We start from the raw sequence: 20,005 nt of genomic DNA on the forward strand, positions 1-20,005 counted from the left end.
TAAATGATCTTACTGTATATCTACAAATTCTTCCTGTGATTTTCAACTCTAGAGGTTATGCTTAAATTATAATATCTACCAAAAAAATAGTCATTTTGCTTGGATATTTGATATAATTTAGATCTATTAAAGCAAAAGCATGAATGAAGTAATAACATTTGGTTGTCGTCTAAATTTCTACGAGAGTGAGTTAATCAAAGAAGCATTAAAAAAAGCAAAGAGAGAAAATGTTGTTGTAGTGCATAGCTGTGCAGTGACAAACGAAGCAGAACGCCAAGTGAAGCAAAAAATACGTAAGATCTATAAAAACGACCCAAGTAAAGAAATTATCGTAGTTGGCTGTGCCGTTCAATTAGATCCTAAATCATATAGTGATATTCCTGGTGTAAGTAAAGTTCTAGGTAATCAAGACAAGCTAAGAGCTGAAAATTATCTACTAAATAATGATGAAATCTTAGTAAGTGATAACCAAGTAGAACCTATTCTCATTAATGGATTTGAAGATAAATCAAGGGCATTTATTGAAATTCAAAATGGTTGTAATCATAGTTGTACATTTTGCTCAATTACTGAGGCAAGAGGAAATAATCGATCTGTGCCAGTAAACAATATTATAGAGCAAATTAAGATTTTTATAGAAAATGGGTATCAAGAAGTGGTGTTTACAGGTGTTGATATTACTGACTTTGGTACAGATTTGTTTGGTAAGCAATCACTCAGTTCAATGATTAGAAGAGTTTTAAAGGATATACCACAGTTAAAGAGACTAAGACTTTCCTCTATTGATGTTGCTGAAGTGGATGATGAACTAATGGATTTAATAGCTAATGAGTCAAGACTTATGCCTCACTTACACTTGAGTCTACAGTCTGGTAATAATTTAATACTAAAGAGAATGAAACGTCGTCACAATAGAGAACAAGTGATAGAATTTTGTCATAAAATGAAGAGCTTAAGACCTAATATAGCATTTGGCGCTGATATTATTGCTGGATTTCCAACAGAAACTGATGAAATGTTTCAGGATACAGTTGATTTACTGAAAAAAATAAATGTAGTTTATCTACATGCTTTTCCATATTCAGAGCGGAAAAACACACCTGCTGCACGGATGCCACAAATACCAGAGAATGTACGTAAAGAACGAGTAAAGCATCTAAGAGAAATAAATAGAGAAATGATGAGCAGTTTTTATCAGTCTTTGCTCGGCACTGAGCAAAGCGTTTTGGTTGAGCAGAATAATATTGGTAGAACAGAAAATTTTGCATTAATAAAACTTACATCAAGAGTTCAAGCTAAAAGTATTGTGAAAGCTCATGTTAAAGGAATAGAAAATAATTGTTTAATTGGAAATATTATTTCTTAATTTTTGTACATTAAAGGAATATATGATATAGTAGTTATACTATAAGTGATAATTCATTTATGATAATTAGAATATCTATTGCTTTATTTTTCATCTTCATTACGTGTGTCTATTTTGTTATTACTTATATCAGTAATAATACACACATTGAGCAAGTGCAGCCCTTAAAATTAGAAACGGACAATAATGAAAGTGTGATACATTCTGAAGAAGTTACTGAAAAAGAAGTGCCAATAAAATGTCAAGAACTTGAAAGTAGTTCACCTTCTGTTTTCCAAGTAGCTAATCAGAAAAATATGTGGCCAAGTATTGCAGATCAAGCTGAACCTACAAAGGAAAAATCAAAAAAACTTGATTTCTATGTTAGTGCTAATGGTGGTAAGATATATTCTGATAGCTCAGAAGTATTTGTGGAGGGTATACGTGAAATAGGAAAAAGAATTCTTGCTTTAGCTGAGGGCCGTTATGGTAGTTTTCTTTTAGACCTATTCTTAGGAGATGAAATTAAAAACATAAAAAAATTTAACGGTAAAATTGATTTTCAGTGGCTTAGCAGCATATCTGTAGGTTACTATGCTGGAGAAAATGGACGAGTTGATTTTGAGACCATGTATTCTAAAGTCAATATTGAAGATAGTAACTCTCCTCCGGTATTTGATAAATCAGCAAGTGTATCTGCATTCTTATTAAATTTTTACTATAACCCTAATGTTCAAAATACTCAATTTGCTCCGTATATTGGTCTTAGTATAGGATCAACAGTTTTTAGATTAAAAAGGATTGATAAATCATCTAAAAATTTAGTGCCACTGAATGTTCCTTGGCTTGTTTATCAAATAAAGCTTGGTGTTGATTACTCAGTAATTCCAGAAGTTAAAACCTTTCTCGGCTATCGTTACTTTAATATTCCAACACCTATTGCAGACGATATATCCACTCATAATATTGAAGTTGGTTTGATGTTTAATTTCTAGTAATAATATCTGTTCAAGGGCATCTGAAGCAAAAGTGGTCAGTGCTTGCCATTAGACTTCTTGGATAACTTAAGAAACAAGTAGTAGAAGCAATATTAGGGAAGGTATAAATTTTGAGCAGGTAAGTAAACTTGATGAAGAGAAGCTTCGAAGAATAAGAGGAGTAATACCAAAATCCATTACTGACGGAACAAATAAGAAACATTACAAACTCGTTTAATAGTAGTACTGGAAATATTGACAATAAAATTACACAAAACATCTTCAAGTAAACCTATGGTATCGTAGATACTATTGCGTAAAGTATTGTATTTGATATATTGCCACAACCTTTCAACAGGATTCAGTTCCGGTGAATAAGGAGGCAAGTATATGATGGTAATGTTTTCCTGAATTTTCAAACTTTTTGATCTATGCCAACTTGCACAATCCATTACAAGAAAGGCTTCTTTCGTGCCTAAATCTTTCGACATCTGCTCCAGAAATATTATAATGCACCCCATAAACTAGACAAAAAAATGGTTGATCCGAGTAGGAAGGTAAAGGGGTAAAAGAATGGCAACAAAAAAAAATATGAACCAGAGTTAAAAGCAAAGATAGCTTTGGAAGCAATAAAAAATCAAAAAAGCACAGCTGAGATATGTAGTGAATATAAAATACCATCAACAAATCTATATGATTGGCGTGATAGAGTATTGGCAAGGTTAAAAGACCTATTTGTTGAAGAAAGTGAAAGTGCGAGAAAACAAAGAATCTTAGCGCAAGAAATAGAAAGTTTACATAAAGTAATAGGAGAATTGACAGTGGAAAATAGCTATTTGAAAAAAATTACTGAAATAAGCAAAAAAGATAGAGTAAGGTTTATAGAAAAAGATTCTGATCTGTCAATTAGGAAACATGCTGATTTATTGGGGATTTGCAGATCTAGCCTATATTATAGGCCTATAATTAATAACGAAAGTGAAGTAGCAAATTTGATTCAAGAAGTATATTTGGCTTCTGATTGCCGTTATGGATATCGTAAAATTACTGCTGAAATCATAGCGAGTGGGGTAGTAGTCAATCGCAAAAATCTTAAGAATTATGAAAAATGAAGATTAGTGGGCTGTATTGTAGAAAAGATGTAATACAAGTATTAAAGAAAAAAGCATAAAATATATCCTTATCTACTCAAAGATTTGATTATTTGTAGAGTTAATCAGGTATGGGCTACTGATATAACATATATTATGGTAGAAGGTAAGTTTGTCTATTTTGTGGCAATAATGGACTTGTATAGTCGCTATATTATTGCTCATTCATTATCACCATATCTCGATGCTGGATTTTGCCTTTATACTCTCAAAGAAGCTCTAAAACAAGGTAAACATGAGATTTTTAATAGTGATCAAGGGGTACAGTTTACTTGCTACAACTTTATTACGGAATTAGAGCATGCTAATATTAAAATCAGTATGGACCATAAAGGACGTTGCTTCGACAATATATTTGTTGAGCGCTTATGGAGAACTTTAAAGCAAGAAGCTATATATTATTATAGACCAAATAGTATCAGAGATTTGAATCTTATAATAAATGACTTTGTTGGTTGGTATAACTATAGAAGGCTACATCAGACTCTAAATTATAAAGTTCCTGCTGATCTTTATTATCATAAACAGTAAATGAATATATTGATAAATACTTTAAATGTGTGTCGACGTATTTATCAACATATTCATTTTAAAAATCGGATCACTTTAAAAAAATGGTCTAGACAAATGGGTGCACTATATACTTTATTATACCTTTATCATTCACTTTAGGAAATACTATACAATACGTTACATACAACAAGTTTTAAGCCATAAAAAGTTACTTTCCTTGTTATGACAATAAATCCTTATCTTTGATCTGCAGAGTAGCTTTCTCTAACGTTAGGGATATAATTGTTCCACTTTCCAATTGCTTTTCTCAACAAGAGTATATCTAAATCTAGTGTGTCTCCTATATTCACCTTCTTGCCAAAATTCAATTACCTTTGGGATTACGCAAAATCCCACCCAAAAGTCAGGACGAGAAACTTGTGTATTGTGAAATTCTTTCTCTTTCAATTCTATAGCCCTCTCAAAATCTTGCCAATTTTTCAGAACTCTTGATTGTTTTGAGCACCACGCGCTAATTTGACTATCACGTGCTCGAGAAGAGAAATATTCGTCAGCCTTTTTGCCGCTTAGAAGCCTAACTTCTCCTTCAATTCGTACTTGTCTAGAAAATTCTGTCCAATGAAATACGAGTGCAGCTTTGGGGTTCTCAGTCAATTCTTTCCCTTTTCTACTGTTTGCGTTAGTAAAGAACACAAAACCTTCTTTACTATACTCCTTTAGTAATACCACTCTTGCAGATGGAATGCAGTCTTTGCTACACGTTGCTAGCGTCATTGCAGTTGACTCTTTACACGGAAAATTAAGTACTTCTTGATACCACTTTGAGAACAAATCAAAAGGATCTTTTTCAGGTGAGAGTGTCATATGCAAAAATAAAATTTAATTCTGACATGCATTGCAAAAATAAGTGCTACGACCATTTTGTCGTATAAGTGTTATGATATTGTTGCAGATTCTGCAAGGTTTTTGCACTTTACCATATACGTAAAAGTTATTTTGAAAGTATCCAGCAGATCCAGATGGTTGTGCATAATCTTTCAGTGTTGAACCACCAGCAGCAATTGCATCACTCAGAGTATTTTTTATTTCGATAGCAAGTTTTTCGCACTCTATATATGTTAAATCTTGTGCTAGCCTAAGTGGTGATATTCGAGCTCTAAATAAGCTCTCAGAAGCATATATGTTACCTACGCCAACTATTAGCTTATTATTCATTAATACTGATTTGATATTTTCTTTTCTGTTCTTTAGCAACTTCTGTAAATAATTTCCGTCAAATTCATCTGTGAGGGGTTCTATTCCTAGGTTATTAAAAAAATTTAGTTCTTGCTCTCTGTTTAAAACAATCACTAATCCAAACCTTCTTGGGTCATTAAAGATTAGTGAAGTGTTGTCAGAAAATAAGAATATCACATGATCATGTTTGTTCTGTGCTTGATTGTCTTCAGCATATATAAGCTTTCCGCTCATGCCAAGATGTATGATTACAGCCATACTATCATCTATATTCGAGATTATATATTTACCTCTACGCTTGATATCATTTATAACTTTGCCCTTTAGCAAATCATCAATATTTTTTGTTATTGGTACACGCAAATTCCAATTATTGACTGTAAAATTGCTTATTTTCTTATTTTTGATTTTATCAAATAAGAAGTTAGAGATGACTTCCACTTCTGGGAGTTCTGGCATGATACCTCCTTCAAAACTTAAGTTTCTGATGGTAATTTTGTTGTTAAAGCTTCCTCAAATACGTTTGGGTATTCTGCGGCGCTTTCTCCTAAAAATTCCTCACCACAAAGAAATTTTGGAAGGGTTCTGCTTTGTCTACTCTGTTGCTGTTTTTTTCTTTTTAGAATATTTTGCTTTAAAGCTTTTGCCAATCTTTTTCTCTCTTCTTCTTTTTCCTTATTTTTTTTCATGTTATTCATTATCATAATACGTGAACTTGCCGTTGTAGCTCAGGTGGTAGAGTACGTCATTGGTAATGACGAGGTCCCAAGTTCGAATCTTGGTAACGGCAGTTTAGAGGACGATATTCATAAAGTCAATCCTCTAGATGCTAATTAGATTATAGAAAAACGTCTAGTAAATACCTTTTATACACTACCATTAAGCTGCTTTTTCAGCATTACTATTCAATAATACCTGCCGTAATTTTTCTTTAGAAAATCCATGCATTAAAAGAAATTGTATAATCCTTTGCCAAAAATCCCTCACAATATACTGAAGGATTATTGACTACTACGACAATGTTGTAAATTTTGACCTTTTTCATTGTGATGTTCTGTAGAATGAGGTATATCTTTTACTCGAAACACTATATTTACTTCTTCAATATCAACTTCAATTCGCTTAACTAATATTCTGATAACATTACGTTTAGTTAGCCAATCTAAATCATCAAGCTTTGATTTAATATTGGAAAAAAACTCTTCTAAATTGTTTACAACGAGAGTTATATCTCTTTTCATAATGGTCCAAACGGTTTAAAATAAGAGTTTATAGTAGTGAAGGTAAGTATGCCAGCAGCATATAGTTATGATTTAAGAAAAAAAGCAATGGAGGTACTAGACGAAGGGGAAAGCAGAGAAACGGTAGCAGCAAGATTTAAAATTGGAAGAACTACATTATGGGAGTGGCAGCAAAGAAAAAAAGAAACAGGAGATTTTCAGTCGAAAAAACTTGGAAATGGAGGTTATAATCATAAAATTACCGACTGGAATAAATTTACTGAATTTGCCAAAAAAACATGGTGGAAAACTCTATCGGAAATGGCTAAGCTTTGGAGTAATGTTAGTATCCCAACGATTCATCTAGCTCTTAAAAATTGGACTCACACGCAAAAAAGACATATGGATACAAAGAAAGGAATGAAGAAAAACGTGCTGAATTTTTGAAAATTATAGCAACGAAAGAACCTCAAAACTTAGTATATATAGATGAATCTGGTATTGATAATACCGAAGACTATCCCTATGGATATTCTCAGAAAGGACAGCGATTTTATGCCCTAAAATCTGGAAAGAAAACTCAACGAATTAGCATGATTGCAGCTCTAAATAGTAGAAAAATAGTTGTTCCGTTAACATTTGAGGGCCATTGTAATATGGATATCTTTAATAAATGGTTTGAGCAGTTTTTGACACCTATTTTGGAACCTGGACAAACTGTTATCCTTGATAATGCTACTTTTCATAAGTCTAATAAGATTACTGAACTTGCTAAAGAAGTTGGTGCTGAAATTTTGTATCTTCCTACGTATTCCCCAGATTTCAATAAAATTGAGCATCATTGGTTTGCTATAAAAAATAGAGCTAGGAAAAACATCCCTCTATTCACATCTTTTCGTCATGCTGTTGATTCTGCTTTTCTATGAACTTTCCGGACTATTATGAAAAGAGCTATAATTCTTGTTGTAGATTTTTTCGATTGAATATTTTTTTCTTTTCCTCTTTAACTATTTTTAAGCTCTGTTTTGCTGCTTTAATTCGTGGTTCAAATTCTTCTTTGCTAATATACCCTTGAGTATAGCTATCAATAAGTCTTGAAATGCCTTGTTTCAGCTTATCATCTTGTTTTTTAAGTGAATCAGTTATTTGATCACATGGTGATTTTTGAAGTTCTGAGAGCCTACGCTGATATTCCTTTAAAATTCTGTTTGGATTTTTTAATAGGCTTTTAACTTCTTCCCACACAGCTGTCTCTAATGTAGAAGCACGAATTGTTTTACTATTACAAATCTTATTACCAGCAAAACGGTAAGCATCTGAGCCAATACAACGATAACATTTTTTTTGAGACTTGCCATATCTTTTAGCATAATAAGAATACTGGCAACGCTTGCATACCAATAAGCCTTGCAATAGATTAGTTGTTCCTATTTGTCTTGCTCTTTGCCTTTTTGCGTTCTCAGCTAATTGCTTTTGAACTATATCAAACAAATCTTCATCAACTATTTTAGGTACTGGAATGTAAATCCAATGTTCCCTTCCAACACGATAGGTAGAACTATTATTTTTAGGTTGTTCACAGGAATGTTTGTATGGTCTTATTTGCGGCAGCTTTGCACCTACCTTTGTTTTACCAAAAGCTGCTTGTCCTTTATAGACAGGATTTTTAGTGTACCACAAAGCGTGCCTTTATTCCAGAATTTCCCTTCGCTGACATGATAGACATGGTATTTAGCTGGCGACATACTTCTCCAGCACTCATTCTTTCTCTGCCTATCCAAGAAAATAGCTTACGAACCACTTCCGCTTCTTCTTCATAAACTTCAAACCGAGCTTGTCCTCCTTCCATCTGTTTATTTATATAACGGTAGCCGTAAGGAGCTCTACACATTACATTTACACTACCTTTTAGCTGCATAAATTTTTCCTCGACGACATCGTTCAGTAATCTTTGTGTGTTCATATTCTGCTATCATACCTTGCATTTGTAACAATAAATGAGCTTATGGACTATCATTAATCTGATTATTTAAAAAAAATTACTTCTACTTTTGCTTTCTGTAATTCTTCAAGTAAAACCATCTGATATGCATATTTACGCGATAAACGATCAGGAGAATGAATATAGATTATGTCAATTTTACCTTCTGCTACTTTATTACGTAATTTTTCTAAGGCAGGACGAACTAAATTAGATCCACTATAGCCATTATCAACGAATTTATGTTCATCTAGCAATTCATGCCCATCTGCTTTAATTTTATTTTCTAAAGCTGAAAGTTGACTTGCAATCGTATTCTCTTGTACTTGTTTTTCTGAAGAAACTCTTGCATATAAGCTTACTGTTAACATTTGATCCTCCTTGAAGTTCTTTTTTATTTGCATTTACTGAATACTTTAGCACTGGCATTAATTTTGTGTAGGCGTATAATAAATATACCTCTGCCAACCTATCAGGTTCATAACTAACTCGTATGGCAAATCTTTCTTTACTGTTCATAACATTCCATTTAAATAATATGCTCATTATTAATCCACTACATTAAAGCTGATAATTAGTTCGTCATTAGCGTCATAAATAAATGGAGCTCTTACTTTTGGACATAAAAGTTTTCTGGAAATACTTTTTTCAAGTTTTAAATTATTGGCAACATTGTCGTAGGTGTATTAAAACTTACGTTGGCAGGGTTAAACCTGTTACCATAACTTCCCCCACCACAAATATTTTCATAACAACACTGCTTACAATCGTCAGGCCTGTTTTCCATATCACTCAAAAAGTTATTAAAAAATTTATCTGATAAGAACTTAGCCCAACTAGTATTGCTTATGTTATATTCAACAAACTTATGAGGGACACATGTTCTCAAATCATCTAGTGGGCCGAGATTACCATTATTGGAAACACATATTAACGGTAATACAAAAGGACTTCTTTTGCCAAATCCTTCAACTCTTGAATAATTACCGTAAAATAGCTCTAATGAAAAGTTAGATAGAAATTTCTCTATCCTTTTTATGACATAGTATTTTCTAAAATGAATGGATAAATTTCCATTATGGTATTACCAACCAAAAGTTGTAAGTCTGTACATTTATACATTAGAGGTCTGAGGCGGCTTTTGATGGTATGCCAACAGTGTTCTATGGGATTCAAATCTGGTGAATATGTTGGAAGATACAGCACATGAAAGCCAAAAGACTCTATTAATGATTTTGTTTTAGTGGTCTTATGAAATGTAGCATTATCCATAACTATGGTTGTGCCAAGTGGCAATTTAGGTAATAACATCTTCTCCAACAATATATTGAATACCTCTTTTTCACACCCACCTTTGAAAGTCATTGGTGCAATAAATCTCATTCCAATCCACCCGGCTACTATACTGATTCTCTCTCGAGTTCTCCCTGGAACATCTGCATAAATTTTCTTTCCTCTTGGAGCACGTCCATATTCTCGGTATAACTTATTATCAACTCCTGCTTCATCTATATATAAGATGCTGGAATGTTCTATTTTTGAGATTTTATCAATAAATTGCTGCCTATCTTCTTGATTGCGCTCTTGATATAGTGTGACTTTTTTTTAAAGTAATTTTTAGCTGTTTTAGTCTATACCAAATTGAATTTATTCCAAATCCAAGATTTTGTTTCATCTCTGCCAGAGTATGATCTGGATTCTTTGTAACATATTCTTCGAGTATTTTTGGGTCTATTTTTCGAATAAAGCTACCGTTTTTAGATGGCTTTAAGCTTTCACCAGCAGCTTTCTTTTTTAACCAGCGGTACAGAGTTGCTATTCCTATCTCCATGAGCTCTGCTATCTCAACCTTTGTCTTCCCTTTTTCTATCATCAATACTGCCTTTTCCCTTAAATCCACACTATATGCCATTATAACTCAAATACTTTGTTATACCTTTATCATTTGCTTTGGGAAATACTATACTACTAACTTGACCAATATTAACGCTAAGACGCTCTAATAATAAATCCACTTGTTTTTCTTTATTGTTTACCATAATTATTTTGCTTTAAAATAGCAAAGTCTAGGTTTACTATAGCTTTTGTCAAGCATTTATCTGAGCTATTTATATATTGGAATGCTACTCGTCATTTTATTTGCTTTCAAATGTATAACTTTCGGTATCTTGTTTTCAAGGACTTTTAACTTAATATTACCACTATTAAAGTCAATACTATAACACTTTAGTTCTTGACCATTCTTGAGTCCCATATTATGGCAATCACTACCTAATTTAACCCCACGTATTTTTTGTATCTCTAGACTTCTGGTTAAGTTAAAGCATATATCACTATACTTATCATTATCTTGGAAAGTTAAATTTTTATTTAGTAATCTACCGGGTAATAGACTGAGAAGTATGCTAGAATCTCTTATAGAGGCTATGATGTCTTTTATAAAAGACTCTGGTAAGTAATGTTTTAAATGACTTGCAAATAAGTCAACATTAAAATTAACTTGCTTTGAAGTCGCTTCATTTATTATTCTATTTATAACATTTAATAAGTTATATTCTCCATTACTAATCTCATTTAATTTCTCATCAATTATCATTGCAAGAATAAAACCTTTGTTATAGCTCAACATGCTTATGTTTTGATCAAGTAAATGTTTTTTGCCTACCTTTTCAAAATTAATATCAAGTACTAAGGAGTTAAAATATTCTTTTAAAATAGTATTAATTATTTCTAAATATTCATCTTTATTAATAAGTTTCGTGTCAAGTAAGGTTTTCACTCCATAAAATTCCGTAAATCCTTGAAAAAACCACTTATATTTTATTTCATTTTTCTTATCGTTGTCTTGCGCTATTATATGTCCTATATATCTGTGAATTAATTCATGTGATATCACTCTAGTATAATCTTTGATATTTTTTTTAAGCTTCCCTCAATAATTACATAGTCCTTTCCTGCAGCACCTGTAGTTCTACTAAGATTGGGATTATCAACAAGTACTATATTATACGGCTTACTTTCTAGTATGAATAAGTTATCTTGAGCTAAGATAATTTTATTAATAATATTTACAAGACTGATACTATTATGAGCATTGGTATAAAGCTTATTTCTTTTATCAAGATCAAAACTTCTAAAATTGTCATACCAATTCCCTCTATAGAAAGAACAGATAGAGAATAATGGGGAAAAAAGTCATACTATAGTATTTCCCAAAGCAAATGATAAAGGTATAACAAAGTATTTGAGTTATAATGGCATATAGTGTGGATTTAAGGGAAAAGGCAGTATTGATGATAGAAAAAGGGAAGACAAAGGTTGAGATAGCAGAGCTCATGGAGATAGGAATAGCAACTCTGTACCGCTGGTTAAAAAAGAAAGCTGCTGGTGAAAGCTTAAAGCCATCTAAAAACGGTAGCTTTATTCGAAAAATAGACCCAAAAATACTCGAAGAATATGTTACAAAGAATCCAGATCATACTCTGGCAGAGATGAAACAAAATCTTGGATTTGGAATAAATTCAATTTGGTATAGACTAAAACAGCTAAAAATTACTTTAAAAAAGTCACACTATATCAAGAGCGCAATCAAGAAGATAGGCAGCAATTTATTGATAAAATCTCAAAATAGAACATTCCAGCATCTTATATATAGATGAAGCAGGAGTTGATAATAAGTTATACCGAGAATATGGACGTGCTCCAAGAGGAAAGAAAATTTATGCAGATGTTCCAGGGAGAACTCGAGAGAGAATCAGTATAGTAGCCGGGTGGATTGGAATGAGATTTATTGCACCAATGACTTTCAAAGGTGGGTGTGAAAAAGAGGTATTCAATATATTGTTGGAGAAGATGTTATTACCTAAATTGCCACTTGGCACAACCATAGTTATGGATAATGCTACATTTCATAAGACCACTAAAACAAAATCATTAATAGAGTCTTTTGGCTTTCATGTGCTGTATCTTCCAACATATTCACCAGATTTGAATCCCATAGAACACTGTTGGCATACCATCAAAAGCCGCCTCAGACCTCTAATGTATAAATGTACAGACTTATACCAATTCCCGCTATAGAAAGAACAGATAGAGAATAATGGGGAAAAAGTCATACTAGAGTAAGTGAAATAGCGAGGTATAAATGGCATTAAGGTCAAAACTATTAGACGAAAGAGTTGTAAATTTAGCGAAAGAAATGTTAAAAAAGGTAAGAAATAACGCATATGTTTCAAAAAAGTTACAAGCGGTGATAGCAGGAAAAGAAAGTAGTATAAGCGCTGTGGCAAGAATATGTAAAATTTCAAGGACTGCTTTGACTGAATGGATAAAGCATCTAAAATTTGGTAGAGTAGAAAAATTATTTGCCCCGTTTCAGCGGAGAAGAAAAAGCAAATTAAACAAAAATCAACGTGAGCAAATTGAAATATGGGTAGAAAGAAATCCAAATATTACTATTAAGGAAGTACAAATAAAAATCTCAGAGGAATTTGCCCTAAACATCAGCAAATCAACAGTGCACCGTGAGATACAAAGGATGAAATTTTCTTACATAACACCGAGGCCAATGCACCATAAACAAGATAAAAACAAGCAAGAAGAGTTTAAAAGATACTTCAATAAAATAGTCAATTTCCACCCTAAAAGGGAGGTGTGTTTTTTGATGAATCACGATTTGGGACTCATTCAAAAATCGCACACAGATGGTTTAAAAAGGGGTCAGAACGCAGGTTAAAATGAAAATTGGTAGACAAAATTTCTATATCTAAAGTGCGGTAAATCCAAGAAGTGGTAAGAAAATTAGCCTACTTGCTCCATATGTAAACACTGATTGTATGAATATATTTCTGGAGCAGATGTCGAAAGATTTAGGCACGAAAGAAGCCTTTCTTGTAATGGATTGTGCAAGTTGGCATAGATCAAAAAGTTTGAAAATTCAGGAAAACATTACCATCATATACTTGCCTCCTTATTCACCGGAACTGAATCCTGTTGAAAGGTTGTGGCAATATATCAAATACAATACTTTACGCAATAGTATCTACGATACCATAGGTTTACTTGAAGATGTTTTGTGTAATTTTATTGTCAATATTTCCAGTACTACTATTAAACGAGTTTGTAATGTTTCTTATTTGTTCCGTCAGTAATGGATTTTGGTATCAGTTCTAATAATTTTTTCTATATTATCAAAAGGTTTTCTAAAAGGTAAAAAATCAGGTAAGTTTTTTAAATGTGATGAAGAGTTATCTAAAGCAATAGCAGAATGCATATACTTAATGTATATAAGGAAAAAACAAATAATATAATTTAATAGACTGTGTACATTTTTAAGCTTAATGTTTGCCATAAATAAAACAGGACATTGAAGAAGTGTAAGTAATTACGATTAAGCAAATATAATTTATTGCGAAGTAGGTGATAAGGATAATTTTAATTATCTCTTTAAAACTTTACTCTTCCCATATTATTGAACACCTTATAATAAAGACTGAGAAGAAAGTTATAAAGGATTCCATATTCTTATCATCATAGCGCTGTTACTATAGTAATAACACTAAGAATAACTATAAGTTTCTTTGAATGATAGTTGAATTTTGATTGAAATTTTGAAGCTATAAAAACCGCAGGTACCAGTTGGTTTTTATTAGCTAAAGTAAAGGTCAAGTATCTAGAATTCTGAACATAAAATCCCCCTGTGAAAAAAAAAGATTAGAAAAAAATGCAGTGCACATACGACATAAATTAAGGATGTGTGTATGCACTCACATACGCTAAAGAGGATACGCTACATTTTTTATGAGTTTAATAAAAAAGATCTGCAGACAAAGATAGATTTTTGAGCTCTAAAAGTATCTCTAATTGTAATTATAATCAGATTTAAAATGTGCGGAAGTAATTTTTATCTAAAGTAAGAATATATTGTAGAAAAAAGAACCCAAAAGTTAGCGTTATTGGTAATCCAAGCGCTAGTCTTGGTATGACGGCACTGTAGAACTTACAATAAAGACTGAGAGGAAAGTTACAAAGGAAGATTATCATGCTTCTTCCATATCCTTTCTACTTTCTTGTTTTTAAGTAGCTCTAATGCTTTGTGAAAGTGATGCCTTGTTTTACTTGGCACTATAATGTCATCAATGTATCCATGTGATGCAGCAAAAAATGGATTAGCAAATTTCTCTTTATATTCTTTGATTAATGTTTGCTGGTCTTTTTCATGCCTAAATATAATTTCAACTGCACTTTCAGGGCCCATTACAGCTATCTCAGCGGTTGGCCAAGCATAATTTATATCACCTTTTAAATGCTTTGAGTTCATAACAATATATGCACCACCATACGCTTTTCTAGTGATAAGGCTAATTTTCGGCACGGTCGCTTCAGCATAAGCGTAAAGCAGTTTCGCTCCGTGTTGTATTATATTATTGTATTCTTGATTTGTACCTGGCAGGAAACCTGGAACATCAATAAGTGTGATGATGGGAATGTTAAATGCGTCACAAAATCTTACAAACCTCGCAGCTTTTCTTGAAGAGTCAATATCCAAGCATCCTGCAAGGTGCATAGGTTGATTTGCAACAACACCAATAGTATTTCCTCCAATTCTGCCAAAGCCAATTATGATGTTACGGGCAAAATCGGGTTTTAGTTCAAAAAATTTCCTTTCATCACACACCTTTTCAATGAGTTCATACATATCATAAGGAGTATTAGGATTACTAGGAACTAGAGTGTTCAAAGATTCATCAACATCATCAATTAAGTCACAGATTGTTACAGGTTTTGGCAACTCTTGATTGTTTGCTGGCAAAAAGGTAAAGAATTCACGCATTTCTAGCAACATTTCAACGTCGTTATTGAATGCAAAATCTGCTACTCCTGTTTTGCTTGTATGAATTTTTGCTCCACCGAGGTCTTCTAAGCTTACATCTTCATAGGTAACCTTTTTCACTACATCTGGTCCGGTTATAAACATGTATGAGCTATTTTTTACCATGAAAGTAAAGTCAGTTAGTGCTGGAGAGTAAACTGCACCGCCAGCACATGGGCCCATGATTAGAGAGATTTGTGGTATAACGCCTGATGCATTTACATTCCTTTGAAAAATTTCTCCGTAACCAGCAAGGGAATTTACTCCTTCTTGGATTCTGGCTCCACCAGAATCGTTTAGTCCGATAATTGGAATCCTGGCATTAATTGCCATATACATAATTTTGCATATTTTTTTTGCATGTGATGCACCAAGTGATCCACCAAAGACAGTGAAATCCTGAGAATAAACAAAAACTTTTCTGCCATAAATAGTACCATGGCCAATTACAACTCCATCACCTAAAAAATCAGCATTTTGCATGCCAAAATCATTTGCGTGATGCTTCACAAACTTATCATACTCTTGAAATGAATTTTCATCGAGCAATATACTCAGCCTTTCTCTAGCGGTTAGCTTTCCTTTTTCATGTTGCTTCTTAACTCTATCATGACCTCCTCCTTTTTCGGCTTCTAATGTTTTGATCTTTAGAGTTTCTAGTATTTTAGAGTCTTGCATGTAGTAAAATAACTTTCAAATTGGTTGTAAACTTTATTGAGCTTACAAATCCTATTGATTATACACATACACCGTTGCTGCATGCAACGGTGTATGTGTACGATAATTAATGCGCTAGCAATTTCTATTTAATATTTTGAGAATGCTGAGACTCACTAACATTCTGTGCACTTGCACTTGTTACACCTGTTGATGGATTAATTGTTATAACTTCTCTTTCAATTCCTTGTAAGTTTGAAGCCAATGAGACCAATTTTGCTAGAGTCATGTCATTATATTTATCCATCTTCTTATTCTCATAATAGCCAATTTATTTTTACAGCTTTGTTTTCCTAGAAGTCCTCAGGACTTATATTATCACTTAAATCAGTACAAAATACGTTACCATTTCCACTAATATTTAAAGCAATACTGCAATCTCTATCACCCACTTTCCAGTTAAATTTAATTATACAAGACTCATTTAGTGTTTGATAAAGCCTTACACCATCATCACTTTGTGAAACACGCACCAACCTTTTATCTTCTGGAGATACCAATGTAAAAGCTCCAATTTTTGGATTACTATCCTTTAAGGCTTTACCAGGAAATGAGTTATCAAATTTTAACTCACCTCTGCCTTCTTTTAACGATACCCATGCAATAAATGATTTATCTTCTTTTCCTCTCAACCTCACATCTACAGAATCATTACCTGTATATTCAGCAATTCCTTTTCGAATTACACTCAGAAATTTCTTAGTTTCTTCATCATTGTCACTCAAAAAAAGCTCCTTATTTGCATGTGACCGGGATGGATCATTGAGGTTCTCCAATGCTTTAGCTAAAGTTATATAGTTATATATACGTGTCCTGTTGTTATAAGGTGTCCCTAATTTATAAATTTGAGGAGTTAATTGAGCAACTTGATCGAAATTCATTATTAAAGTTTCATTTGCATTATGCATAGCGCCTCCAATTCTACATAATAAACTTAAGATAAAATATCCTAATTTTAGTATAGGTATATAATCTATCAAGTCAATAGTTAAAATGAAAAATTTTGATTATAATCTATTATGTACAAAACATGCTCTTAAACTATGCTGAAAATAGTCATAATAGGCCTTCCAAATGCAGGCAAGTCAACTCTATTTAATAGGCTAGTAAGAAGAAAAGCAGCGGTAGTTAGTGACATTCCAGGAGTAACGAGAGATAGGCGTGAAGGAATTGGAAGAATTAGTGATTTAGAGTTTAAAGTTATAGATACAGGAGGATGGAATGACCAAACTAGTTTTTCACTACAAGTTATTGAACAAATAGAGTTTTCTTTATTAAGCGCAGATGTAATTTTTTTTCTTGTTGATGCAAAAGTGCAAAACGAGCAGAACAAAGAGTTTGCAAAGTGGCTGAAGAGAAAAACGAACAAACCTGTAATACTAATAGCAAACAAATGCGAAAGTAATAAATCGGAAAACGTTGATTATTTGCAGTTCTTCAACTTCATAGGTCCGGTGTACATCTCAGCCGAACATAATCTTGGTATGATTGATCTTTATGATGCATTAGCTAGTGTTATTGAAGGTCTTAGCGAAGGCACTGAGCTGCCTGAAAGTGAGTCCTTTAGACTGAGGATTGCAATCATCGGTCGCCCAAACGTTGGAAAATCAACTTTTTTAAACAGTTTACTTGCAGAAAATAGACTAATAGTAAGCTCAGAACCCGGTACCACGCGTGACTCTGTGGATATTTCATACGACCATAATGGGAAATTAATCACTCTCATCGATACTGCGGGAATCCGCAGAAAGGCAAATGTTGTTGATAACTTAGAATCAAGATTTGTTGAAAAAAGTATAGAGTCAATAAAGCGCTCTCATGTAGTGATTTTAATGCTAGATTCCTTGCTTGGCGTTGAGCAGCAGGATTTATCAATTGCTGAAGCTGCAATTAAAGGGGGGAAGGGAATTATCATTGTTTTAAATAAGTGGGATTTAATAGGTAAGGATGACAGAAGTAAGTTAATAAAATTTGTCAAACAACAGGAAGTGACTCGGTTATTTTTGGAAGTGCCAACTGTAACAATTTCTGCATTGAAAGGTATGCGCTGTGGTGATGTGATAGATAAGTGTCTTGAAGTGAGTGAATCCTTAAACAAGAAGATCAGCACTGCAAAACTGAATAATTGGCTAATAGATGCTGTGGAAAAACATTCTCACCCACTTATAAAAGGTAGAGCAATTAAAATGAAGTATATTGCTCAAATTGGCACCAAACCTCCAGCTTTTTCTTTGGTATGCAACGTCCCGGAAAGTGTTGATGAGAGTTATAAACGTTATTTGACTAATGGTCTTAGAAAAAACTTCTTTGTTGAAGGCGTACCAGTCAGATTACTTTTGAAAAAGAACAAAAATCCCTATGTAAAGTAGGTAATCTTGCTTCCTTTTAATCTAGACAAAAATATAGAGCTTATAGACTTTAATGAGCTGGATTTAGGAGAGTATGGATTTAGCTTTCACTTGCAACCAAATAAGAAAACAGAACTATCTAAATGTCCTTTATACACTGTATCTCAATATTTTAGAGATCTATACTCTATTCCAGAAAGTAAAATTTTGGTGTTGAGATAGACAGCATGCGTATATTTATGTTGTTGATATTGAAATCTCCTATGATCTATTTTGATTTTGATATCTCACCTAAAGAAGACAAGAAAGTCGTTGAGATTCATGCTAGGCAGGGCTTTTTGGTTGCTGAAAATGACAGAAAAGGTTATGACTATGATGGTATAGCAAGTATTGAAAATGCTATCATTGCTCTAAGCGATGCTGGTAGAGTAAAAATTATGGAAATTTACAATGAAGTAAAGAATGAGTTTCAAAAAGATTATCCTTTGTTTAAGTTATCAGAACATGAGATTTACAAAATCATGGAAGAGATAGTATATTTCACTCTTTCTAATGACGTTCTTCTTATATCTATAGTATTTCCCAAAGCAAATGATAAAGGTATAACAAAGTATTTGAGTTATAATGGCATATAGTGTGGATTTAAGGGAAAAGGCAGTATTGATGATAGAAAAAGGGAAGACAAAGGTTGAGATAGCAGAGCTCATGGAGATAGGAATAGCAACTCTGTACCGCTGGTTAAAAAAGAAAGCTGCTGGTGAAAGCTTAAAGCCATCTAAAAACGGTAGCTTTATTCGAAAAATAGACCCAAAAATACTCGAAGAATATGTTACAAAGAATCCAGATCATACTCTGGCAGAGATGAAACAAAATCTTGGATTTGGAATAAATTCAATTTGGTATAGACTAAAACAGCTAAAAATTACTTTAAAAAAAAGTCACACTATATCAAGAGCGCAATCAAGAAGATAGGCAGCAATTTATTGATAAAATCTCAAAAATAGAACATTCCAGCATCTTATATATAGATGAAGCAGGAGTTGATAATAAGTTATACCGAGAATATGGACGTGCTCCAAGAGGAAAGAAAATTTATGCAGATGTTCCAGGGAGAACTCGAGAGAGAATCAGTATAGTAGCCGGGTGGATTGGAATGAGATTTATTGCACCAATGACTTTCAAAGGTGGGTGTGAAAAAGAGGTATTCAATATATTGTTGGAGAAGATGTTATTACCTAAATTGCCACTTGGCACAACCATAGTTATGGATAATGCTACATTTCATAAGACCACTAAAACAAAATCATTAATAGAGTCTTTTGGCTTTCATGTGCTGTATCTTCCAACATATTCACCAGATTTGAATCCCATAGAACACTGTTGGCATACCATCAAAAGCCGCCTCAGACCTCTAATGTATAAATGTACAGACTTACAACTTTTGGTTGGTAATACCATAATGGAAATTTATCCATTCATTTTAGAAAATACTATAGAGTTGCAACTGATATGAAAGGGCTGATTACTGAACCAATATACAACGGCGAGCATATGTATAGAGGTGTAAAAGTAGTAACATAGTACTTAGTGTTCTATCGTTACATGAAACGTTGTCAAACAAGAGTTGACTCTTCACAGATATTGTA

Annotated in this window: 24 protein-coding genes, 1 tRNA gene and 3 pseudogenes; 13 read left to right on the forward strand and 15 right to left on the reverse strand. The window is 32.9% G+C overall.

The window, feature by feature from the left end; translation table 11 throughout:
* Positions 1–139: 139 nt before the first annotated feature.
* Entirely contained in the window at positions 140–1,366 is a 1,227-nt protein-coding gene (mtaB, locus tag M3L71_RS07000) for a tRNA (N(6)-L-threonylcarbamoyladenosine(37)-C(2))-methylthiotransferase MtaB (protein ID WP_280143490.1), read from the forward strand.
* A gap of 59 nt (positions 1,367–1,425) precedes the next feature.
* Positions 1,426–2,340, forward strand: a complete 915-nt coding sequence (locus tag M3L71_RS07005) for a P44/Msp2 family outer membrane protein (RefSeq protein WP_280143491.1) — start codon at positions 1,426–1,428, stop codon at positions 2,338–2,340.
* Between the two features lie 179 nt (positions 2,341–2,519).
* Here M3L71_RS07005 and M3L71_RS07010 read toward each other — a convergent pair.
* Positions 2,520–2,837: pseudogene (locus tag M3L71_RS07010) on the reverse strand (transposase); the annotation flags it as partial.
* 99 nt (positions 2,838–2,936) lie between these two features.
* On the opposite strand from M3L71_RS07010, the pseudogene M3L71_RS07015 reads away from it, so the two are divergent.
* Positions 2,937–4,004: pseudogene (locus M3L71_RS07015) on the forward strand (IS3 family transposase).
* A 252-nt stretch (positions 4,005–4,256) separates the two neighbouring features.
* Here M3L71_RS07015 and pdxH read toward each other — a convergent pair.
* From pdxH to M3L71_RS07030, 3 genes are read right to left on the reverse strand one after another with little or no spacing between them, the layout of a single operon-like run.
* A complete protein-coding gene (gene pdxH / locus M3L71_RS07020; RefSeq protein ID WP_280143492.1) occupies positions 4,257–4,850 on the reverse strand; it encodes a pyridoxamine 5'-phosphate oxidase in 594 nt (197 codons plus the stop codon).
* Between the two features lie 15 nt (positions 4,851–4,865).
* Positions 4,866–5,681, reverse strand: a complete 816-nt coding sequence (gene mutM / locus M3L71_RS07025; protein WP_280143493.1) for a bifunctional DNA-formamidopyrimidine glycosylase/DNA-(apurinic or apyrimidinic site) lyase — start codon at positions 5,679–5,681, stop codon at positions 4,866–4,868.
* A gap of 17 nt (positions 5,682–5,698) precedes the next feature.
* Complete coding sequence (locus M3L71_RS07030; RefSeq protein WP_280143494.1) at positions 5,699–5,911, reverse strand: hypothetical protein; 213 nt, start codon at positions 5,909–5,911, stop codon at positions 5,699–5,701.
* Positions 5,912–5,939: 28 nt separating this feature from the next.
* Between M3L71_RS07030 and M3L71_RS07035 the strand changes: the two genes are divergently transcribed.
* Positions 5,940–6,012: transfer RNA gene (locus M3L71_RS07035), tRNA-Thr, on the forward strand.
* Between the two features lie 211 nt (positions 6,013–6,223).
* On the opposite strand, the gene M3L71_RS07040 is transcribed toward M3L71_RS07035, so the two are convergent.
* Positions 6,224–6,463: a hypothetical protein gene (locus M3L71_RS07040; protein WP_280143495.1), complete on the reverse strand. Its 240-nt coding sequence runs from the start codon at positions 6,461–6,463 to the stop codon at positions 6,224–6,226.
* A 48-nt stretch (positions 6,464–6,511) separates the two neighbouring features.
* Between M3L71_RS07040 and M3L71_RS08490 the strand changes: the two genes are divergently transcribed.
* Together M3L71_RS08490 and M3L71_RS08495 are read left to right on the forward strand one after the other, a co-directional pair.
* Entirely contained in the window at positions 6,512–6,889 is a 378-nt protein-coding gene (locus M3L71_RS08490) for an IS630 transposase-related protein (protein ID WP_410543482.1), read from the forward strand.
* A complete protein-coding gene (locus M3L71_RS08495; protein WP_410543466.1) occupies positions 6,820–7,368 on the forward strand; it encodes an IS630 family transposase in 549 nt (182 codons plus the stop codon). Before M3L71_RS08490 ends, M3L71_RS08495 begins: the two co-directional genes overlap by 70 nt.
* Before the next feature lie 25 nt (positions 7,369–7,393).
* On the opposite strand, the gene M3L71_RS07050 is transcribed toward M3L71_RS08495, so the two are convergent.
* From M3L71_RS07050 to M3L71_RS07080, 7 genes are all read right to left on the reverse strand, one after another.
* On the reverse strand, positions 7,394–8,122 hold the full coding sequence (locus M3L71_RS07050) for a recombinase zinc beta ribbon domain-containing protein (protein ID WP_280143497.1): 729 nt from the start codon (positions 8,120–8,122) through the stop codon (positions 7,394–7,396).
* Positions 8,109–8,405 (reverse strand): hypothetical protein, encoded by a 297-nt coding sequence (locus M3L71_RS07055; RefSeq protein ID WP_280143498.1) that lies wholly within the window; start codon positions 8,403–8,405, stop codon positions 8,109–8,111. The genes M3L71_RS07050 and M3L71_RS07055 overlap by 14 nt, the downstream gene beginning before the upstream one ends.
* Positions 8,406–8,467: 62 nt before the next feature.
* Complete coding sequence (locus M3L71_RS07060; RefSeq protein WP_280143227.1) at positions 8,468–8,827, reverse strand: recombinase family protein; 360 nt, start codon at positions 8,825–8,827, stop codon at positions 8,468–8,470.
* A 631-nt stretch (positions 8,828–9,458) separates the two neighbouring features.
* Positions 9,459–9,977, reverse strand: coding sequence for an IS630 family transposase (locus tag M3L71_RS07065; RefSeq protein ID WP_349292750.1), 519 nt, complete (start codon positions 9,975–9,977; stop codon positions 9,459–9,461).
* Positions 9,978–9,987: 10 nt separating this feature from the next.
* Positions 9,988–10,335, reverse strand: a complete 348-nt coding sequence (locus tag M3L71_RS07070; protein ID WP_264336399.1) for a transposase — start codon at positions 10,333–10,335, stop codon at positions 9,988–9,990.
* Positions 10,325–10,462 (reverse strand): hypothetical protein, encoded by a 138-nt coding sequence (locus M3L71_RS07075; RefSeq protein ID WP_280143499.1) that lies wholly within the window; start codon positions 10,460–10,462, stop codon positions 10,325–10,327. The genes M3L71_RS07070 and M3L71_RS07075 overlap by 11 nt, the downstream gene beginning before the upstream one ends.
* 65 nt (positions 10,463–10,527) lie before the next feature.
* Positions 10,528–11,319, reverse strand: coding sequence for a M61 family metallopeptidase (locus M3L71_RS07080; protein WP_280143500.1), 792 nt, complete (start codon positions 11,317–11,319; stop codon positions 10,528–10,530).
* A gap of 358 nt (positions 11,320–11,677) precedes the next feature.
* Here M3L71_RS07080 and M3L71_RS07085 point away from each other — a divergent pair, with 358 nt between their 5' ends.
* The 3 genes and pseudogenes from M3L71_RS07085 (at position 11,678) to M3L71_RS07095 (ending at position 13,573) form a co-directional block, all read left to right on the forward strand.
* A complete protein-coding gene (locus M3L71_RS07085; protein ID WP_280143501.1) occupies positions 11,678–12,082 on the forward strand; it encodes an IS630 transposase-related protein in 405 nt (134 codons plus the stop codon).
* Positions 12,075–12,503, forward strand: a complete 429-nt coding sequence (locus tag M3L71_RS07090) for an IS630 family transposase (RefSeq protein ID WP_280144174.1) — start codon at positions 12,075–12,077, stop codon at positions 12,501–12,503. Before M3L71_RS07085 ends, M3L71_RS07090 begins: the two co-directional genes overlap by 8 nt.
* Before the next feature lie 64 nt (positions 12,504–12,567).
* Positions 12,568–13,573, forward strand: a pseudogene (locus M3L71_RS07095) (IS630 family transposase).
* Positions 13,574–14,445: 872 nt separating this feature from the next.
* Here the strand turns inward: M3L71_RS07095 and M3L71_RS07100 are convergent.
* The 3 genes from M3L71_RS07100 to M3L71_RS07110 form a co-directional block, all read right to left on the reverse strand.
* Entirely contained in the window at positions 14,446–15,972 is a 1,527-nt protein-coding gene (locus tag M3L71_RS07100) for an acyl-CoA carboxylase subunit beta (RefSeq protein WP_280143502.1), read from the reverse strand.
* 124 nt (positions 15,973–16,096) lie between these two features.
* Positions 16,097–16,258, reverse strand: coding sequence for a hypothetical protein (locus tag M3L71_RS07105; RefSeq protein WP_007302286.1), 162 nt, complete (start codon positions 16,256–16,258; stop codon positions 16,097–16,099).
* A 46-nt stretch (positions 16,259–16,304) separates the two neighbouring features.
* Positions 16,305–16,991, reverse strand: coding sequence for a hypothetical protein (locus M3L71_RS07110; RefSeq protein ID WP_280143503.1), 687 nt, complete (start codon positions 16,989–16,991; stop codon positions 16,305–16,307).
* Between the two features lie 63 nt (positions 16,992–17,054).
* Here M3L71_RS07110 and der point away from each other — a divergent pair, with 63 nt between their 5' ends.
* The 4 genes from der (at position 17,055) to M3L71_RS07130 (ending at position 19,872) form a co-directional block, all read left to right on the forward strand.
* The gene (der, locus tag M3L71_RS07115; protein ID WP_280143504.1) at positions 17,055–18,380 is read left to right on the forward strand and encodes a ribosome biogenesis GTPase Der; all 1,326 of its coding nucleotides are present in this window, start codon (positions 17,055–17,057) and stop codon (positions 18,378–18,380) included.
* 206 nt (positions 18,381–18,586) lie between these two features.
* Complete coding sequence (locus tag M3L71_RS07120; RefSeq protein ID WP_280143505.1) at positions 18,587–18,994, forward strand: hypothetical protein; 408 nt, start codon at positions 18,587–18,589, stop codon at positions 18,992–18,994.
* Positions 18,984–19,331: a transposase gene (locus tag M3L71_RS07125; RefSeq protein ID WP_264336399.1), complete on the forward strand. Its 348-nt coding sequence runs from the start codon at positions 18,984–18,986 to the stop codon at positions 19,329–19,331. Before M3L71_RS07120 ends, M3L71_RS07125 begins: the two co-directional genes overlap by 11 nt.
* A 28-nt stretch (positions 19,332–19,359) precedes the next feature.
* Positions 19,360–19,872, forward strand: coding sequence for an IS630 family transposase (locus M3L71_RS07130; protein ID WP_280144175.1), 513 nt, complete (start codon positions 19,360–19,362; stop codon positions 19,870–19,872).
* The last annotated feature ends 133 nt before the right edge of the window (positions 19,873–20,005 follow it).

Source organism: Wolbachia endosymbiont of Frankliniella intonsa, assembly GCF_029856955.1.
Lineage (GTDB): Bacteria > Pseudomonadota > Alphaproteobacteria > Rickettsiales > Anaplasmataceae > Wolbachia.

What these genes read in the sequence shown, in the direction of transcription:
- mtaB (WP_280143490.1), top strand. Translation starts at nt 140, where the DNA reads ATGAATGAAGTAATAACATTTGGTTGTCGTCTAAATTTCTACGAGAGT.
- M3L71_RS07005 (WP_280143491.1), top strand. Translation starts at nt 1,426, where the DNA reads ATGATAATTAGAATATCTATTGCTTTATTTTTCATCTTCATTACGTGT.
- pdxH (WP_280143492.1), bottom strand. Translation starts at nt 4,850, where the DNA reads ATGACACTCTCACCTGAAAAAGATCCTTTTGATTTGTTCTCAAAGTGG.
- mutM (WP_280143493.1), bottom strand. Translation starts at nt 5,681, where the DNA reads ATGCCAGAACTCCCAGAAGTGGAAGTCATCTCTAACTTCTTATTTGAT.
- M3L71_RS07030 (WP_280143494.1), bottom strand. Translation starts at nt 5,911, where the DNA reads ATGAAAAAAAATAAGGAAAAAGAAGAAGAGAGAAAAAGATTGGCAAAA.
- M3L71_RS07040 (WP_280143495.1), bottom strand. Translation starts at nt 6,463, where the DNA reads ATGAAAAGAGATATAACTCTCGTTGTAAACAATTTAGAAGAGTTTTTT.
- M3L71_RS08490 (WP_410543482.1), top strand. Translation starts at nt 6,512, where the DNA reads ATGCCAGCAGCATATAGTTATGATTTAAGAAAAAAAGCAATGGAGGTA.
- M3L71_RS07055 (WP_280143498.1), bottom strand. Translation starts at nt 8,405, where the DNA reads ATGAACACACAAAGATTACTGAACGATGTCGTCGAGGAAAAATTTATG.
- M3L71_RS07060 (WP_280143227.1), bottom strand. Translation starts at nt 8,827, where the DNA reads ATGCAAATAAAAAAGAACTTCAAGGAGGATCAAATGTTAACAGTAAGC.
- M3L71_RS07070 (WP_264336399.1), bottom strand. Translation starts at nt 10,335, where the DNA reads ATGGCATATAGTGTGGATTTAAGGGAAAAGGCAGTATTGATGATAGAA.
- M3L71_RS07075 (WP_280143499.1), bottom strand. Translation starts at nt 10,462, where the DNA reads ATGGTAAACAATAAAGAAAAACAAGTGGATTTATTATTAGAGCGTCTT.
- M3L71_RS07085 (WP_280143501.1), top strand. Translation starts at nt 11,678, where the DNA reads ATGGCATATAGTGTGGATTTAAGGGAAAAGGCAGTATTGATGATAGAA.
- M3L71_RS07100 (WP_280143502.1), bottom strand. Translation starts at nt 15,972, where the DNA reads ATGCAAGACTCTAAAATACTAGAAACTCTAAAGATCAAAACATTAGAA.
- M3L71_RS07105 (WP_007302286.1), bottom strand. Translation starts at nt 16,258, where the DNA reads ATGGATAAATATAATGACATGACTCTAGCAAAATTGGTCTCATTGGCT.
- der (WP_280143504.1), top strand. Translation starts at nt 17,055, where the DNA reads ATGCTGAAAATAGTCATAATAGGCCTTCCAAATGCAGGCAAGTCAACT.
- M3L71_RS07120 (WP_280143505.1), top strand. Translation starts at nt 18,587, where the DNA reads ATGCGTATATTTATGTTGTTGATATTGAAATCTCCTATGATCTATTTT.
- M3L71_RS07125 (WP_264336399.1), top strand. Translation starts at nt 18,984, where the DNA reads ATGGCATATAGTGTGGATTTAAGGGAAAAGGCAGTATTGATGATAGAA.